Origin of the sequence: Gottfriedia acidiceleris (genome assembly GCF_036421055.1) — a bacterium.
GTDB classification, from domain to species: Bacteria; Bacillota; Bacilli; order Bacillales; family Bacillaceae_G; genus Gottfriedia; species Gottfriedia acidiceleris_C.
Genome location: NZ_JAZGQS010000001.1, coordinates 28644 through 45847, shown reverse-complemented (window position 1 = coordinate 45847; position 17204 = coordinate 28644). Strand labels below are relative to the sequence as shown.

Here is a 17204-nt window from a genome sequence, read left to right as displayed (position 1 = left end):
TTCTTATACTAAAGCTTCGTGTGTCTTACATTGTTCATATAAGCCACGCTCTTTTAATACACCAATTAAAGTTTCGCCCATTACTGCTGGAGTAAGTGCAACTTTAATGCCACAGCTTTCCATTGTAGCCATTTTCTCTTTAGCAGTACCTTTACCGCCTGCGATGATTGCACCAGCATGTCCCATACGTTTACCTTCTGGAGCTGTTTGACCACCAATGAATCCTACTACTGGTTTCGCCATATTAGCTTGTACCCACTCAGCAGCTTCTTCTTCTGCAGTTCCACCGATTTCACCAATCATAATAACTGCATAAGTTTCTGGATCTTCATTGAATGCTTTTAATACATCGATGAAGTTTGTTCCATTTACAGGGTCTCCACCAATACCTACAGCTGTAGATTGACCAATACCAGCTTGAGTTAATTGATGTACAGCCTCATAAGTTAATGTACCAGAACGTGATACAATTCCTACATGACCTTTTTTATGGATATAACCAGGCATGATACCAATTTTACACTCATCTGGAGTAATTACACCAGGGCAGTTAGGACCAACTAATCTAGTCTTTTTGCCTTCCATGTACTTTTTAACTTTTACCATATCAAGTACTGGAATTCCTTCTGTAATACAAATTGCGATATCTAATTCTGCATCAACTGCTTCCATGATTGCATCAGCAGCAAATGCTGGTGGTACATAGATTACAGATGCATTAGCACCAGTAGCTTCAACTGCATCTTTAACTGTATTGAATACAGGTACGCCTGCAATATCAGTTCCACCTTTACCAGGAGTTACACCACCAACGATTTTAGTTCCATACTCTAACATTTGAGTTGTATGGAATAAGCCTTGTGAACCAGTAATACCTTGTACAATGACTTTTGTATCTTTATTAATGAATACGCTCATTTTTATCCTCCCTTTCTTAGCCTACAAGTGCAACGATTTTTTCAGCGCCATCAGCCATTGAATCTGCTGCAACAATGTTTAAGCCTGACTCATTAAGAATCTTCTTACCTAATTCAACATTCGTTCCTTCTAAACGAACTACTAATGGTAAGTGTAAACCAACTTGTTTAGTTGCTTCGATTACACCTTCAGCAATAACATCACACTTCATGATGCCACCGAAGATATTAACGAAAATCCCTTTAACATTTTGGTCAGAAAGGATGATTTTAAACGCTTCTGTAACTTTCTCAGCTGTAGCACCGCCCCCTACATCAAGGAAGTTAGCCGGATCTCCACCGTAGTGTTTAATGATATCCATTGTAGCCATTGCTAGACCAGCACCATTAACCATACAACCGATATTTCCGTATAAAGAAATATAGTTTAAGTCATACTTAGAAGCTTCGATTTCTTTTGGATCTTCTTCTTCTAAGTCACGGTAAGCTAAAATGTCTGCATGACGATATAAAGCATTTGAGTCAAAGTTTAACTTTGCATCTAATGCCATTACTTCTCCATCACCTGTAACTACTAATGGGTTAATTTCAGCGATTGAGCAATCTTTTTCGATAAACGCAGTATATAAGCCCATCATGAACTTAACAGCTTTGTTTACTAAGTTACTTGGAATGTTGATATTGAACGCAATACGACGAGCTTGGAAGCCTTGTAGACCTACTGCTGGATCAATATACTCTTTAAAGATTTTTTCTGGTGTTTTTTCAGCTACTTCTTCAATTTCAGTTCCACCTTCTTCAGAAGCCATTAATACAACTTGTGAAGTAGCGCGGTCTAAAACTAAACCAACATAATATTCTTTTTTAATATCGCAGCCTTCTTCGATAAGTAAGCGCTTAACTTCCTTACCTTCTGGTCCAGTTTGATGAGTAACTAATACTTTACCTAGAATTTCACTAGCATATGTATTTACTTCATCTAAATTTTTCGCTACTTTTACGCCACCCGCTTTACCGCGGCCACCAGCGTGAATTTGAGCTTTTACTACGCATACAGCTGTACCTAGTTCTTTAGCTGCTTCTACTGCTTCTTCAACTGTGAATGCAACTTTACCATTTGGTACTTTTACGCCATAGCCTCGTAGGATTTCTTTCCCTTGATACTCATGGATATTCATGATCCATCCTCCCCTTTTAGAACAAGACAAATTAAAACACATCCCTATTGTATCTCTTACAGAATATACTGTAAATACTTTAGTAGAAAAGAATTTAATATTCTATGTTTTTATATAGAAAACCCTTTCATATACAATAGTCAATGTAGTTTATCATATTACAATATTATTTATCCAATAATTTATCCTTGTCTAATAAAAAATAGATTAACGACAGTTAAAATCATTTTTTATTTTAGGTTTGCATCATTTCGATTTGTTTATCTACTTTATACAAACTAAAAATATTAGGTAAATTTAAACGTCGTTAATCTATTCTATTTTAGTCCACTTTTAGTAAACAATCTAACTACCAATTATTTTTATAATTAAACTTTTTCTTTAATAGGAGCAAAAGATCTTCTATGTTCATTAATAATTCCATGCTCATCGATTGCTTTTAAATGTTCCTTTGTTCCATATCCCATATGTTTTTCAAATCCATAGTTTGGATATTTTAAACTTAGTTCGCACATTAGTGAATCTCTTGTTTCTTTTGCAAGTACTGAAGCAGCTGCTATACTAATACTCGTTGCATCGCCCTTAATGATTGATGTTTGGGAAATATCCAGCGGTAGTTTCATTGCATCAATTAATAAATGTTCAGGTGAATGAGTAAGTTGATCGATTGCACGTCTCATCGCTAATTTAGTCGCTTCATAAATATTGATTTCATCTATTTCAGTTGAACTAGCCATACCAACCCCATAAGAAATTGCTTCTTCCTTAATCCGCTTTACAAAATACTGTCGTTTCTCTTTCGATAATTTTTTTGAATCATCTAATCCAATTAGCTCAGTATTTTCTGCTAAAATTACTGCCGCTGCTACAACAGGACCAGCTAATGGACCTCTACCAACTTCATCTACTCCTGCAATTAACTTTATATTTTGGCTATAAAGATTTTGTTCATATTCCATCATTTTAAGGAATTTCTCCCTAGCTAAATCTCTTTTTTCTTGTTCTTTATACCATTTAGCTACTAGCTTTTGCACACCAATTCTTTGATCACTTTCAAATTCTTTTAAGAGTTCATTCTTTGGGTCAGTTAATTTACTTAGTATATTTTTTATTTCATCTATTTTCAGAGACATAATTTAGAACTCCTTTTATACATATGTACTGTTTGAACGATAAAAACTCATTAAAAAAGAAGAAAGTACGCCTATTCTTGCGCACTTTCTTCTAATATTTCATCAGTTACTTCAAGCATTGATGGATTTTCGAAAGTTAATCTTCCTAATTTCCCAGCTCTTAGCTCACGTAAAAATAAATCAGCTGTCTTATCATAATCTATCATTCCGCCTGACATAAGTAATCCACGTTTCTTACCAATATGATCAAAAATATCAACGACTTCTTCAGAAAATAAAACTTCCTCATTCATGTCATATCTTTCTTTTAATACATTTGGATAAAACTCTCTTAAATATTTAATCGCATAAATCATTACTTCTTGTAGGTTAATGATACTATCTTTTATTGCTCCTGTAGTTGCTAAACGAAGACCCACAAGTTGATCTTCAAATTTAGGCCACAATATACCTGGTGTATCAAGCAGTTCGATTTCTTTCCCTACTTTTATCCACTGCTGTGCTTGCGTTACGCCTGGACGATCACCAGTTTTAGCAATATTTTTTCGTGCGAGCTTATTGATTAAAGTCGATTTTCCAACATTCGGGATCCCAACAATTAACGCTCGAATTGCGCGAGGTTTAATTCCTTTTGATCTCATTTTATCAAATTTCTCTTTTACAAGTATTTCACAGGAAGAAATAATTGCTTTTAACCCTTGTCCAGATGCTGCATCAATAGCAATTGCCATTACACCTTGTTTTTCATAATGTGCTAACCACTGCTGAGTAATTCTTGGATCTGCTAAATCTGCTTTATTTAATAAAAGCAATCTTGGTTTATTTGAAATTATTTCATCGATCATTGGATTTCTAGAAGCAGCGGGTACCCTTGCATCCGCTAATTCAATTACAACATCAATTAATGATAGTTTTTCAGTAACTTGTCTTCTAGCTTTTGCCATATGGCCAGGAAACCATTGAATCGTCATGTTGCCACCTTCTTATATATTGAATAATCAAGATTAATTTGGCTTTTATTTAGCCATTTTAACCTCAGATAACGGCCAAAAAACAAAACTTGCTCGGCCTAAAATTTCTTTTTGACTTACTGTTCCGATAATACGACTATCTTTACTTAATCGACGATTATCACCTAAAACGAATACTTGTCCTTTAGGTACGGTTTTTCTACCAGTAATCTCTTCTAACTTAAAGTCTTCAGTTAGAGGACCATCTGTCGTTTCTTTTTTATATTCGTTCAAATATGGTTCTTTATACGGTTTACCGTTAACATATAGGACATCATTTCTATATTCTACTGTGTCACCAGGTAAGCCAATAACTCGTTTAATATAATCTTTTTCCTTTGTAGCATGGAAGACTACAATATCAAAACGTCTAGGTTCATGTAGTTTGTATACGATCTTATTTACAATCATTCTACTTTGATCCTGTAGAGTTGGCATCATTGAGATACCGTCAACTAAAACCGGTGTAAAAAGGAATGTTCGAATACCAAGTGCAAGTACAAGCGCAATAAAAATTGTTTTAACTAACTCCCAAATTCCACCACTATTGCTTTCTTTCAACCTAATCCCTCCATTTTATAACCATACGTTTTGCAGTTTTAACCAGTTAAGTTAATAACTTAATTTATGTATTCTATTTTACTTTTTATTATATCCATAATCTACAAATATTGGAAAAAAAGGAGCTTGTTTTATACAAGCTCCTTTCAAAAGACTATCGAAGTTCTTTAATTCTTGCTTTTTTACCAGTAAGTGCACGTAGGTAGTAAAGTTTAGCACGACGTACTTTACCGCGACGAACAACGTCTAATTTAGCAATTTTTGGAGTGTGAATTGGGAACGTACGTTCAACACCAACTCCGTAAGAAATTTTACGAACTGTGAAAGTTTCGCTAATTCCGCCACCACGACGTTTAATAACTACACCTTCGAATAATTGGATACGCTCACGAGTACCCTCAACAACTTTAACGTGAACTCGTACAGTATCACCAGGACGGAATGCTGGTAAGTCAGTTCTTAGTTGTTCTTTTGTAATTTCGTTGATTAAATTTTGCATAATGTATGCTCTCCTTTTCCAACCGATGCTCTTACAAGATTTAGTGACTCGCAGCGGAACACCGAGAATAAAGGCTTAAGTATTACTCAAGCCACAAGTTATATTAACATATTCTATTAGTGTACGCAACTAGTTTTCTTGTTTTAATTCTTCTTTTACTTGATCCATCCATTTTGACTCTATTTCAGAAAGAGAGTAGTTTTCGAGTAAATCTGGACGACGCGTTATCGTGCGTTTAAAAGATTGTTTTGTTCGCCATTCTTCGATTTTCGCATGATTTCCAGATAATAAAACATCTGGTACTTTATGGCCTCTAAATTCGGCAGGTCTCGTGTAATGAGGATGCTCTAATAATCCTGTACTAAACGAATCTTCAATTTTTGAAGTCGTATTACCAAGCACCCCAGGTAATAAACGAACAACGCTATCAGCAATGACCATTGCGCCAAGTTCTCCTCCTGTTAATACATAATCTCCAATTGAGATTTCATCCGTCACAACATGTTCACGAATTCGTTCATCATAGCCTTCATAATGTCCACAAATAAAGATTAAGTGCTCCTCTTTTGCAAGCTCTTCTGCTTTACGTTGATTAAATCGCTCTCCTTGAGGGCATAGAAGGACTACTCTCGGCTTATTTTCACTTTTTGAAACTAATTCATCAACAGCATCAAAAATTGGCTGTGGAGCTAGTACCATACCAGCGCCACCACCATATGGATAGTCATCAACATTTGAATGTTTATTCGTAGAGAAATCTCTAAAATTTACACAACGAAACTTAACAGCCTCTTTTTCTTGTGCTTTTTTTAAAATAGAAGAATTTAAAACTCCTTCAAACATTTCTGGGAAAAGGGTTAAAAAGTCTAATTTCATCATAATAGACCTTCCATTAATTCGATTTTAACTTTTTTATTCGCTACATCTATCTCTTTTACAATTTGCTCGATATATGGAATAAGGGCATCCTTTTGACCTTTTCTTTGAATAACCCAAACATCATTTGCTCCTGGAGATAGTATTTCTTTTATTTTGCCAATTTCTTCTCCATCAATTGTCTCAACAACACAACCAATAATTTCATGGTAATAATACTCATTTTTATCGAGTTCGTGTAATTGATCTTCAGTTATCTTTAAAATCCCATTTTTAAGTGGTTCTACTGAGTTTAGAGACTCATACCCTTCAAATGTAAGTAAATCAAAATTTTTATGTACACGGTGACTTGTTACGATTAATTCGATTGGTGTCGATTCGTTTTCTTTAAAGAAATATAGTGTATTGCCTTTTACGTAACGTTTTTCTGGAAAATCAGTTCTTGAAATAACACGAACCTCTCCTCGAACTCCATGTGTATTTACAATTTTTCCGACATTTAAATATTTTTTCATTCTTTTACCTCTATATTAAATTTTCTTATGTTCATTATTAGTTTGACCATTTAGATTGTTTATATGTCTACCTAAGACAATAGGCGGTTTTAACAGATTACTTCATGCCAAGTATAGCATATTTTAAAGTCATTAAATCATCAAATCCCACAATTCCTCGTAAAACTCTAAAATGTTGAAAACGGCCCTTAGCTATAGCCAAGGACCGTTTTACATTACTGAATATCTAAGTGAATACGTTTTGCGTGTTCATTACTTGCTGCATATACAACCGTACGAATCGCTTTAGCAATTTTACCATGTTTGCCAATCACTCTACCAGCATCTTCAGGGTTTACCTGTAAATGAAAGAATAGATTGTTCTCATCTTCTTTAACTTGAAGTGAAATATCCTCTGGATGATCTACAAGACTTGAAACAATTGCATTTATGAGTGTATTCATCTTTTTTTCCATAATTACTTGCCGTTGCGAGCGTTGTGGAATTTCTCTAAGATACCAGCTTTAGAGAATAAGTTACGAACTGTATCAGATGGTTTAGCACCTGTTCCTAACCATTTTAATGCTGCTTCTTCGTTAATTTTGATTTCAGCTGGTTGAGCAACTGGATTGTAAGTTCCAATTTCCTCGATGAAACGTCCATCACGAGGAGAACGAGCGTCTGCTACTACTACACGGTAAAAAGGAGATTTTTTAGCTCCCATACGTTTTAAACGAATTTTAACTGCCATTTTTAAAGCACCTCCGAAAATATTTACAACGATTTATATATTATCAAAAACCAATACTGTTTGTAAAGTAAAATTTCTTAACAGCATAATTTTTTATTAAATGATGTTTAAATGCTGGAAAATTATACAAATAGGTTAGAATAAGCCCGGAAATTTAAAACCTTTCTTCTTCCCTTTTTGCATACCACCCATCATTTTCATCATTTTTTTCATTTCTTCAAACTGTTTTAATAAACGGTTTATTTCTTGTACAGGGCGACCAGAACCTCTAGCTATTCGCTTTCTGCGACTTGAGTTAATAATATCTGGTGTAAGCTTCTCCTGCTTTGTCATTGATTGAATAATTGCCTCTACATGAGCGATTTGTTTATCGTCAATTTGCAGATCATTCAATCCTTTAATTTTGTTTGCACCTGGCATCATTTTTAAAATATCACCAAGTGGTCCCATTTTTTTAACTTGAGAAAGTTGGTCTAAGAAATCATCTAAAGTAAAAGATGCATTTCTTAATTTTTGTTCCATCTCTTTTGCTTTTTCTTGGTCAACGTTTTCTTGTGCCTTTTCAATTAAAGTAAGCACATCACCCATTCCTAGAATACGCGATGCCATTCGTTCTGGATGGAACGGCTCAATTGCATCTAGTTTTTCACCAAGTCCAACAAATTTAATTGGAGTATTTGTAACTGCACGAATTGATAATGCTGCACCACCACGAGTATCGCCATCAAGCTTCGTCAAAACGACTCCAGTTAAACCTAATTGATCATTAAAGCTTTGTGCCACATTGACTGCATCTTGTCCTGTCATTGCATCAACGACTAGGAAGATTTCTTCAGGTTTTGAAAGCTCTTTAATTTGTGAAAGTTCTTCCATTAAACCTTCGTCAATATGTAAACGACCTGCAGTATCAATTAGGACATAGTCATGATGTTCATCCTTAGCGTGTTGAATCGCTTGTTTCGCAATTTCAACTGGACTTACTTGATCTCCTAGTGTAAATACTGGCAAATCTAATTGTTTACCTAATGTTTGAAGCTGTTTAATCGCGGCAGGACGGTAAATATCTGCTGCAACTAAAAGCGGCTTACGATTGTACTTTTTTCGAAGTAAATTCGCTAATTTACCAGTCGTTGTTGTTTTACCAGCACCTTGTAAACCAACCATCATAATAACAGTCGGAGGGCGATTTGAAACAGCAATTTTGCTTTGTTCTCCACCCATTAATGCCGTTAGTTCTTCTTGAACTACCTTTACAACTTGTTGACCCGGCGTTAAGCTTTGTAATACTTCTTGTCCTACAGCTCGTTCAGAAACACGTTTCACAAAATCTTTAACAACTTTAAAGTTAACATCCGCCTCTAGTAAAGCAAGACGAACTTCTCTCATCATTTCCTTGACATCAGATTCAGATACTTTACCTTTGCCTCGAACCTTTTGTAATGTCTTTTGAAGTCGGTCGGCTAATCCTTCAAATGCCATAAAACCGTCCTCCTTATTATTCTAATTTCTCTAACGCATCGATCACTCGAAGAAACTCGTCATCTACAACTTTACCTTTTTTAGCATAAGTTTTCAAATGATTTAAAAGTTCATTTCGTTGTTGAAATTTTTTTAGAAGTAATAATTTCTCTTCATATTCTTCTAACATAGCTTCAGTGCGTTTTATATTATCATAAACCGCCTGTCTACTAATGTTAAACTCTTCCGCAATCTCACCTAAAGAATAGTCATCCAAGTAATATAATGACATATAGCTTTGTTGTTTAGGAGTTAAAAGAGAATGATAAAAATCATATAGATAATTGATTCTCATCGTTTTATCTAACATTGTATGATCTGACAAAACTATCACTCCTTTGTTAAGTGAATTGCCTTTACATATGCTAGTTTACCTAATACATAAATATCTGTCAAGTTTTTCACTTGACGATTAATTAAAATTAAAACAACAAAAATTAATTTGAGGTTTTATCCTAATTGTCTTAACTAAAGCAAAGCTGAATCCCCTGTGGAGTGCTTGCCTTTTGTGGTTCTTCTTGTATCTCATACTATCTGCTATTCTTACATTTTAAAAAAGTGGATATGTCTTTTTAATCTATACATATCCACTACATTTCTTAATTATTTATGCTTCTTTATTCATCAAATCTCCAAATAAGCCATAGACAAATTGTTCTGCTTGGAATGGTTGTAGGTCGTCCATTTTTTCTCCTAATCCGACAAATTTTACTGGTACTTTTAATTCGTTTCGGATTGCTAAAACAATTCCACCTTTAGCCGTTCCATCCAGTTTTGTTAAGACGATACCAGAGACATTTGTTGCTTGAGAGAATGTTTTCGCTTGAACAAGACCATTTTGGCCAGTTGTAGCATCAATTACTAGTAATACTTCGTGTGGTGCACCAGGTACTTCTCTAGCAATGACATTACGTACTTTTTCAAGTTCTTTCATTAAGTTTACTTTATTTTGTAGGCGGCCTGCTGTGTCACAAAGTAATACATCAACTTTACGTGCTTTTGCAGCTTGAACCGCATCATACATTACTGCAGCTGGGTCAGATCCTTCACCTTGTTTAATTGTTTCAACACCAACACGGTCTCCCCAAACTTCTAATTGTTCAATAGCACCGGCTCTAAATGTATCACCAGCAGCAAGTAGTACTTTTTTGCCTTCAGTTTTTAGTTTATGAGCGATTTTACCAATTGAAGTTGTTTTTCCTACCCCGTTAACTCCAACGAATAAAACAACTGTTAAACCATCAGGATTTAAATTTAACTCAAATGAATCATCAGTTAAATCATCACCTTTGTACAATTCAACTAATTTTTCAGAAATAACCTCTTGTACACCTTTTGGATCTTGAATATTTTTTCGTTTCACTTCAAATTTCAAGTCTTCCACTAATTCCATTACTGTGTTTACACCAACATCAGCCATAATTAGAATTTCTTCAAGTTCTTCAAAAAAATCTTCATCTACTTTACGGTATCTGGCAAATAAATCGTTTAAACCTTCTGTCAGGTTATTTCTAGATTTCTCTAATCCAGATTTAAATTTTTGAGTCACTGACTCCGTTTGCTTCGAGATTGTTTCTTTTAATTTTTTAAAAAAGCTCATAATTTCAATCCTTTCTAATTACCATTCGATAATAATGCTTCGCCCTCATCTAAACGAACTGATACTAGCGTAGAAACTCCATATTCTTGCATTGTAACACCGTATAATACATCACATTCTTCCATCGTACCTTTACGGTGTGTAATAACAATAAATTGAGTTTGTTCACTAAAATATTTTAAGAATTTTGCAAATCGTGCTACATTCGCTTCATCTAGTGCAGCTTCAACCTCATCAAGTACACAGAAAGGTACTGGACGTACTTGTAAAATTGCAAATAGTAGAGCGATTGCTGTAAGGGCTCTTTCGCCTCCTGATAATAAGCCTAAATTTTGAAGCTTTTTACCTGGTGGCTGAGCAACAATATCAACACCTGTTAACAATAAATTTTCCTTATCCGTTAAAACTAAATCAGCTCTTCCTCCACCAAACAACTGAGTAAAGACGACTTGGAATTTTTCACGAATTGCACTAAAACTTGTTTCGAAACGTTTTGTCATTTCTTCATCCATTTCACTAATTACATTGTAAAGTGTGATTTTTGCTTCATTTAAATCAGTTCTTTGTTCTTGAAGAAAATCATGGCGTTCGGATACACGTTCGTACTCATCAATTGCACCAATATTAACAGTTCCTAATTCCTCAATGGAACGCTTTAATAGTTTAACTCGCTTCCTTGCATCATCAATTGTCATTTCTAGAGTATATTTCATTTTTGCCGCTTCGTAAGTAGTCATATACTTTACATTCAATTGTTCAAGACGATTTTCAAGCTCTACATCAAGTCGATTACTATTTACTTCTTGCTGTTTTAGTAAATCAGATAGTGACTTATATTGACGCTGCTTTTCACGTAATGATTGAACATAATCTTCTAGCTCTGTTTGATAAGCAATTCGTTGCTCTCGGCGTTTCGAAATAATTTCCGTCGTTTTTGAAAATTCAATGCGAGTATCCGAAATTATTTTCTCGAGCTCTTCCTTACCATTTTCATTCGTCATAAGTTCACTAGATAAGAAGATTATTTTTTCTTTCGTTTCTTCAAGAATTTGCTTTTGTTTTATAGAATTTTCTTCAAACTGGCGAATTCTTTCGTTACTATAACTTAACTTTTGCTCTTCTTGGGCTAGAGAAATTTTCAGACTTGTTAACTTCGATTGCAATTCATCTTTCATTTCCTTTTGATTTAGTTTCCGTTCAGTTAATTCATTGATCTTCTGTTCTTTTGAAATAATCTCATTTTTCACTTTCGCATTTAATGAAGATAATTCCTCTAGACGGTCTTTAACTTTTAATAAATCACTTGCTGAACTTCCCATTTCTAAATCATAAATTGCTAAAGCATCATTTATATTTTTTTCTTCAAATTCGATACTTTTTAGTTGTTCCATAATTGAAACAATTATTTGCTTAATTTTTTGAATTTCATCATTTAATGTTTGAGCTTTAGAAGAACTTTCTAGATTTGTCACTTTAAGGTTTTGAACCTCATTCTCAAGCAAGTTCGTCTTTTCTTGCATATCTTTAAGTTTTAAGGTGATTTCTTCTAACTCACGCTGTCTACCAATAAGTGAAGAATTAGTAGTTCGAACAGCCCCACCAGTCATCGCTCCACCAGGATTAACTACATCACCTTCAAGCGTGACAAAGCGATAGCGATGTCCAACGAGTTTAGCCAGTTCGTTAGCACCTTTTAAATCTCGTGCGATTAAAACAGTTCCAAGTATGTTTTGGATCACCTGCTCATACTCCCCTGAATAATGAACAAGAGATGATGCCACTCCAATAAAGGAAGGATTTCTTTTTAATCCTTCAATAACATTAGCAGGTACAAAACGCGCTTTAACAATATTCATTGGCAAAAATGTAGCTCGTCCTAATCTTTGTTGCTTTAAGAATTGAATTGCCCTTCTAGCATGCTCGTCGTTTTCAACAACAATTTGTTGTGTAGCTGCACCTAGTGCAATTTCAATTGCAATTTCGTATTGTTTGTTTGTTGTAATTAACTCAGCGATTGCACCTTTAATACCATCTAATTTAGTGCCTCTTGCTTTCAAAATTTCTTTAACACCTTGATTAAAACCAGCAAAATCTTCTTGAAGTTCTTCAAGTGTTTCTTTTCTTGATTTTGTTTGTTGAATAAACTGATAAGCTTTATTTAGTAATTCTTCTTTTTCCTTTAAGACTGTAGAAGTTTCATCAAGCTGATTATTCAGAAATTCAAATTTTTCATTTAACTCTTTAAATGTTAAATCAAATTGTTCTTTTTCATTAAGCAATTCAGTTTTTCTATTCTGTAATTGTTCTCTTTGACGAATATATTTTTCATTTTCTAAATCTAAACGACTTGATTTTACTGAGTATTGTTGGCTTTGCTTTTCAAGCATTGTTTTTTCATTTTTTATCGATGCTTGATTATTTAGAAGTTCAATATAATCGGATTTTATTAATTCGATTTGTTCTTCAATATCACCTTCATAAGATGTAATCTCATTTTGGATCTCAATAATTTTTGTTTTTGTTTTATTTACATTTTGACGAGAATATTTTTCTTGTTCTTTTTCTGCTTCGATTAATTTAGTCATCTCGTTAATTTGTTCTGTAACCTCATCAACTTGTTTTCTTAATTGTTCAGATTGAGTTGAAGTATTTCTTTTTCGCTCCTTCATTAGCTCTTTCTGACCTTCATATTTTTCCAAGTTCTTCGTAACAGTTAATAAAACTTGCTGCAATTGATCGATTGATTCATCTAATGCATTTAATTTTTCTTGTAATTCGTGTTGTTTTGATTCTTCAGTTGAAATCTCTGTCGATAACGAGATTTCTAAATCAGAGTTTTGGGCAATTTCTAATTTAAGCTCCTCCCATTTCTGATGAAGAGATTCAATTTCGTATACTAAGAGAGCTGCCTCAACCTTCTCTAACTCATCTCTATGTTCTATGTATTCCTTTGCAATGGAAGCTTGCATTCTTAGTGGTTCAATTTGGGAACTTAATTCAAATAATATATCATCAACTCGATTTAAGTTTTCTTGCGTTTCGAATAATTTTGCTTCAGCCTTTTTCTTTCTGTTTTTATATTTTAATACGCCAGCAGCTTCTTCAAAAATTCCTCTTCGTTCTTCTGGCTTACTACTTAATATTTCTTCTACTTTACCTTGAGAAATAATAGAAAATGCCTCTCTGCCAAGTCCAGAATCCATAAATAAATCAACAATATCTTTTAAGCGACAAGATTGTTTATTAATATAAAAATCACTATCTCCAGAACGGTAAACACGTCTAGTTACACTTACTTCACTATACTCTAGTGGTAATTGTTGATCTTCATTATCTAAAGTCAGCGTAACTTCTGCATAATTTAACGGTTTTCTTCCATCACTACCAGCAAAAATGATATCCTCCATTTTCGCTCCTCGTAATGATTTGACTGACTGTTCGCCTAGTACCCACCTAATAGCATCTGTAATATTACTTTTACCACTTCCATTTGGTCCTACAACTGCTGTAACACCTTTTACAAAATCTATCGTAACTCGCTGAGCGAATGATTTAAATCCAATTATATCTAGTCGTTTGAGGAACAACTGAATTCCCCCTTTTTTGATTTAATTATATACACAAAAACTCCCCCATAAAAGGGGGAGCAGACTGCCCGCCAAACGCTCGCTTTTTTCGTTGCTTCACCTGTCTAACAGTGCTCTTTACCGTCTATGGGCAACTTAAGCTCCTTAAGGCAAGATTCAACCTTCGAATGTCAAGCGCTTGCAATCAGTCTAAAAACTAAGTTTGATCGTTTAATTGACAAGTTTCTACTAGAATTATTAGATAATCTATTTACTTGACTCTTTTAATTTTAATAATGCTTCTTTAGCTGCTTGTTGCTCTGCTTCCTTTTTAGATCTACCACTACCGATTCCTAATGTTTCACCATTTAATAATACTTTTGAAACAAATTCTCGATTATGAGCTGGTCCTTTTTCTTGAAGTATTTTATACTCAATTGAACCTGTGGAATCCCTTTGTACAAACTCTTGTAATTGACTTTTAAAATCCATCACATGCGAAAAAGCACCATCGTTTATTTTTGGGAATATATGAAGAGATAAGAAGTTAATAACTGTTTGTAATCCTTGGTCCAAATATAATGATCCAATGAATGCTTCAAAAACATCCGCAAGTAGTGCTGGACGTGTTCGACCACCTGTCATTTCTTCTCCGCGACCAAGTAATATATATCGACCAAAATCTAATTCATTCGCAAATTTCACTAGTGATGGTTCACAAACGATTGCGGCACGTAATTTTGTTAACTCGCCTTCACTCATTGTAATATATTTTTGAAATAAATATTGTGAAACGGTAAGCTCTAAAACAGCATCCCCTAAATATTCTAATCTCTCATTATCTTCATATGGTTTTTTACGATGCTCATTCACATAGGATGAATGTGTAAACGCTTGGATTAGCAAGCTCTCATTATTAAAACTAATATTTATTTGTTTTTGTAATTTAACAAAGTTATCTTTTTCAACATCAGAAAGTTTATATTCTCTTACTCTTCTTGAATGCGGCATATTTACCTCCAACTAAAAGCAGTTTGATATGCTGCTAAACCTACTAGTCAAGAAAATGATGAGAAGTCCCGTATAAAATACGGGACTTTTCTCATTACATGTTGCTCTCTATGTAGTTCACAACATCACCAACTGTGACGATTTTTTCAGCATCTTCGTCAGAAATTTCTAATTCAAACTCATCTTCTAATTGCATTACTAATTCAACTACGTCTAATGAGTCTGCGTCTAAATCTTCTTTGAAACGACTTGTAACTTGAATCTCAGATTCTTCTACACCTAAACGGTCAACAATAATCTTTGATACGCGCTCTAATACATCTTGCATTATTATTCACCTCCCCCCAAAGATTGTCTACTTATGCATTATACATAAAAATGTGGCAAACGCCAAACTAAATCATTACAAGGCCACCATCAACATTAATTGTTTGTCCCGTAATATATCTACTAGCATCCATTGCTAAGAATATTACTGCATTTGCGATATCTTCTGGTTGTCCAAAAGACTGCAATGGAATATTAGATAACATTTGTGTTCTAACTTGCTCATTTAATTCATTCGTCATATCAGTTTCAATAAAACCAGGTGCAATTGCATTAACAGTAATATTTCTAGAAGCTAATTCCTTTGCTGCTGTTTTAGTTAAACCTAATACGCCAGCTTTTGCTGCTACATAGTTCATTTGTCCTGGATTACCAATTTGTCCAACAACTGAACTAATATTTATGATGCGGCCATTACGTTGACGAGTCATAAATTTAGCTGCTGCTTTGATACAATTAAATACGCCTTTTAAGTTTGTATCAATTACATCATCCCAATCAGCATCTTTCATACGTAATAAAAGACCATCTCTTGTAATACCTGCGTTGTTTACTAGTATATCAATACTACCAAATTCATCAACAGTATTTTTTACTAATGCAGCAACTTCTTCACTATTTGATACATTTGCTTTAAATGCAATCCCTTTAACTCCAAGTGCTGTAATTTCTTCTACAACTTTAAGAGCAGCCGCTTCATTCCCAGAATAATTAACAACGACATTCGCACCATTTTTTGCTAAAGATAGCGCGATTGCTCGTCCGATACCACGAGATCCACCTGTAACTAATGCAACTTTCCCATTTAGCATGATTTTATTTCCTCCCATTCATTTAAAAATTGGTTTAATGTTTCAACATCATAAACATTAACTAATTTTGATGATGGAGAGATTGCTTTTACTAATCCAGTTAAAACTTTTCCAGGACCAATTTCAACAAATGTATCAACACCAAGGTCAACTAATTCCTGAATAGATTGGTTCCATTTTACTGGAGAATATAATTGATTAACTAATAATTCCTTAATTTCATTTGCATCTGTAACCACTTTAGCAGTTACATTTGAAATCAATGGCGTTACACAATCATTAACATTTATTTTACCAAGTTCATTTTGGAATTCTTCGCTTGCAGGTTTCATTAAAGATGAGTGGAATGGACCACTTACTTTTAAAGGTAATACACGTTTAGCTCCAGCTTCTTTTAGTAAACCAGAAGCAATTTGTACACCTTCTGCATCTCCAGTAATAACTACTTGTGTAGGAGAATTATAATTCGCAATCCCTACAGAATGACCATTTTTATTTACTTCAGAAATAACTTCTTCAATTTTTTCTGGCGCTAAAAATAATACAGCTGCCATAGCACCTTGTCCAACTGGTACAGCTTGCTCCATTAATTTTCCACGTGTATGTACTAATTTAACACCGTCTTCAAATGAAATGCTTTCAGCTGCAACAAGTGCTGTAAACTCACCTAAACTATGACCAGCAACAAAATCTGGTTTAATTCCAGCTTCTTTAATCTTCTCAAGCATAGCAATTGAAGTTGTTAAGATTGCTGGCTGTGCATGATATGTAGCAGTTAACTCTTCATCTGTTCCATTGAAAATAATCTCAGAAAGACTAAAACCAATTTGTTCGTTAGCAGTTTCAAAAATTGATCCACATTCATTATAGCTCTCAGCTACATCTTTACCCATTCCAACTTTTTGTGATCCTTGTCCAGGAAAAATAAACGCCACTTTACCCATTGGAGTG

General features: G+C 34.1%; 18 protein-coding genes. All 18 read right to left on the bottom strand.

All coding sequences use genetic code 11. The features are described 5' to 3' along the window. Positions 1 to 3: 3 nt before the first annotated feature. Positions 4 to 918 (bottom strand): succinate--CoA ligase subunit alpha, encoded by a 915-nt coding sequence (gene sucD / locus RAH41_RS00215; RefSeq protein WP_088012949.1) that lies wholly within the window; start codon positions 916 to 918, stop codon positions 4 to 6. Between the two features lie 16 nt (positions 919 to 934). Beyond that, complete coding sequence (sucC, locus tag RAH41_RS00210; protein ID WP_069034519.1) at positions 935 to 2095, bottom strand: ADP-forming succinate--CoA ligase subunit beta; 1161 nt, start codon at positions 2093 to 2095, stop codon at positions 935 to 937. A 368-nt stretch (positions 2096 to 2463) separates the two neighbouring features. After that, a complete protein-coding gene (locus RAH41_RS00205) occupies positions 2464 to 3231 on the bottom strand; it encodes a ribonuclease HII (RefSeq protein WP_331220409.1) in 768 nt (255 codons plus the stop codon). Positions 3232 to 3299: 68 nt separating this feature from the next. Next, positions 3300 to 4199 (bottom strand): ribosome biogenesis GTPase YlqF, encoded by a 900-nt coding sequence (gene ylqF / locus RAH41_RS00200; protein ID WP_331219736.1) that lies wholly within the window; start codon positions 4197 to 4199, stop codon positions 3300 to 3302. Positions 4200 to 4244: 45 nt separating this feature from the next. Beyond that, on the bottom strand, positions 4245 to 4799 hold the full coding sequence (lepB, locus tag RAH41_RS00195; protein ID WP_331219735.1) for a signal peptidase I: 555 nt from the start codon (positions 4797 to 4799) through the stop codon (positions 4245 to 4247). Between the two features lie 154 nt (positions 4800 to 4953). Further along, the gene (gene rplS, locus RAH41_RS00190; RefSeq protein WP_025569026.1) at positions 4954 to 5298 is read right to left on the bottom strand and encodes a 50S ribosomal protein L19; all 345 of its coding nucleotides are present in this window, start codon (positions 5296 to 5298) and stop codon (positions 4954 to 4956) included. A 129-nt stretch (positions 5299 to 5427) separates the two neighbouring features. Further along, positions 5428 to 6174 carry a tRNA (guanosine(37)-N1)-methyltransferase TrmD gene (gene trmD, locus RAH41_RS00185; protein WP_098427112.1) on the bottom strand — a complete coding sequence of 249 codons (747 nt, stop codon included), beginning with the start codon at positions 6172 to 6174 and terminating at the stop codon, positions 5428 to 5430. Further along, complete coding sequence (gene rimM / locus RAH41_RS00180) at positions 6174 to 6689, bottom strand: ribosome maturation factor RimM (RefSeq protein WP_331219734.1); 516 nt, start codon at positions 6687 to 6689, stop codon at positions 6174 to 6176. The genes trmD and rimM overlap by 1 nt, the downstream gene beginning before the upstream one ends. A gap of 215 nt (positions 6690 to 6904) precedes the next feature. Then, a complete protein-coding gene (locus tag RAH41_RS00175) occupies positions 6905 to 7132 on the bottom strand; it encodes a KH domain-containing protein (protein WP_025569023.1) in 228 nt (75 codons plus the stop codon). A 14-nt stretch (positions 7133 to 7146) separates the two neighbouring features. Beyond that, complete coding sequence (rpsP, locus tag RAH41_RS00170) at positions 7147 to 7419, bottom strand: 30S ribosomal protein S16 (RefSeq protein WP_025569022.1); 273 nt, start codon at positions 7417 to 7419, stop codon at positions 7147 to 7149. Between the two features lie 135 nt (positions 7420 to 7554). Next, positions 7555 to 8898 carry a signal recognition particle protein gene (gene ffh / locus RAH41_RS00165; protein WP_331219732.1) on the bottom strand — a complete coding sequence of 448 codons (1344 nt, stop codon included), beginning with the start codon at positions 8896 to 8898 and terminating at the stop codon, positions 7555 to 7557. A gap of 16 nt (positions 8899 to 8914) precedes the next feature. Further along, a complete protein-coding gene (locus tag RAH41_RS00160) occupies positions 8915 to 9247 on the bottom strand; it encodes a putative DNA-binding protein (RefSeq protein ID WP_025569019.1) in 333 nt (110 codons plus the stop codon). Positions 9248 to 9544: 297 nt separating this feature from the next. After that, positions 9545 to 10537, bottom strand: coding sequence for a signal recognition particle-docking protein FtsY (gene ftsY / locus RAH41_RS00155; protein WP_331219731.1), 993 nt, complete (start codon positions 10535 to 10537; stop codon positions 9545 to 9547). A gap of 14 nt (positions 10538 to 10551) precedes the next feature. After that, positions 10552 to 14124: a chromosome segregation protein SMC gene (gene smc, locus RAH41_RS00150; RefSeq protein ID WP_331219729.1), complete on the bottom strand. Its 3573-nt coding sequence runs from the start codon at positions 14122 to 14124 to the stop codon at positions 10552 to 10554. 246 nt (positions 14125 to 14370) lie between these two features. Further along, complete coding sequence (gene rnc, locus RAH41_RS00145; RefSeq protein WP_331219728.1) at positions 14371 to 15114, bottom strand: ribonuclease III; 744 nt, start codon at positions 15112 to 15114, stop codon at positions 14371 to 14373. Between the two features lie 94 nt (positions 15115 to 15208). Further along, positions 15209 to 15442, bottom strand: a complete 234-nt coding sequence (acpP, locus tag RAH41_RS00140; protein WP_088012963.1) for an acyl carrier protein — start codon at positions 15440 to 15442, stop codon at positions 15209 to 15211. Positions 15443 to 15509: 67 nt separating this feature from the next. Beyond that, the gene (gene fabG, locus RAH41_RS00135) at positions 15510 to 16253 is read right to left on the bottom strand and encodes a 3-oxoacyl-[acyl-carrier-protein] reductase (protein ID WP_331219725.1); all 744 of its coding nucleotides are present in this window, start codon (positions 16251 to 16253) and stop codon (positions 15510 to 15512) included. Then, the gene (fabD, locus tag RAH41_RS00130; RefSeq protein ID WP_331219724.1) at positions 16247 to 17197 is read right to left on the bottom strand and encodes an ACP S-malonyltransferase; all 951 of its coding nucleotides are present in this window, start codon (positions 17195 to 17197) and stop codon (positions 16247 to 16249) included. Before fabD ends, fabG begins: the two co-directional genes overlap by 7 nt. Positions 17198 to 17204 lie beyond the last annotated feature (7 nt).

Bases quoted from the DNA above. Each gene is read 5' to 3' on its own strand.
- sucD (WP_088012949.1), bottom strand. From the start codon at position 918: ATGAGCGTATTCATTAATAAAGATACAAAAGTCATTGTACAAGGTATT.
- sucC (WP_069034519.1), bottom strand. From the start codon at position 2,095: ATGAATATCCATGAGTATCAAGGGAAAGAAATCCTACGAGGCTATGGC.
- ylqF (WP_331219736.1), bottom strand. From the start codon at position 4,199: ATGACGATTCAATGGTTTCCTGGCCATATGGCAAAAGCTAGAAGACAA.
- rplS (WP_025569026.1), bottom strand. From the start codon at position 5,298: ATGCAAAATTTAATCAACGAAATTACAAAAGAACAACTAAGAACTGAC.
- trmD (WP_098427112.1), bottom strand. From the start codon at position 6,174: ATGAAATTAGACTTTTTAACCCTTTTCCCAGAAATGTTTGAAGGAGTT.
- rimM (WP_331219734.1), bottom strand. From the start codon at position 6,689: ATGAAAAAATATTTAAATGTCGGAAAAATTGTAAATACACATGGAGTT.
- RAH41_RS00175 (WP_025569023.1), bottom strand. From the start codon at position 7,132: ATGAATACACTCATAAATGCAATTGTTTCAAGTCTTGTAGATCATCCA.
- rpsP (WP_025569022.1), bottom strand. From the start codon at position 7,419: ATGGCAGTTAAAATTCGTTTAAAACGTATGGGAGCTAAAAAATCTCCT.
- ffh (WP_331219732.1), bottom strand. From the start codon at position 8,898: ATGGCATTTGAAGGATTAGCCGACCGACTTCAAAAGACATTACAAAAG.
- RAH41_RS00160 (WP_025569019.1), bottom strand. From the start codon at position 9,247: ATGTTAGATAAAACGATGAGAATCAATTATCTATATGATTTTTATCAT.
- ftsY (WP_331219731.1), bottom strand. From the start codon at position 10,537: ATGAGCTTTTTTAAAAAATTAAAAGAAACAATCTCGAAGCAAACGGAG.
- rnc (WP_331219728.1), bottom strand. From the start codon at position 15,114: ATGCCGCATTCAAGAAGAGTAAGAGAATATAAACTTTCTGATGTTGAA.
- acpP (WP_088012963.1), bottom strand. From the start codon at position 15,442: ATGCAAGATGTATTAGAGCGCGTATCAAAGATTATTGTTGACCGTTTA.
- fabG (WP_331219725.1), bottom strand. From the start codon at position 16,253: ATGCTAAATGGGAAAGTTGCATTAGTTACAGGTGGATCTCGTGGTATC.
- fabD (WP_331219724.1), bottom strand. From the start codon at position 17,197: ATGGGTAAAGTGGCGTTTATTTTTCCTGGACAAGGATCACAAAAAGTT.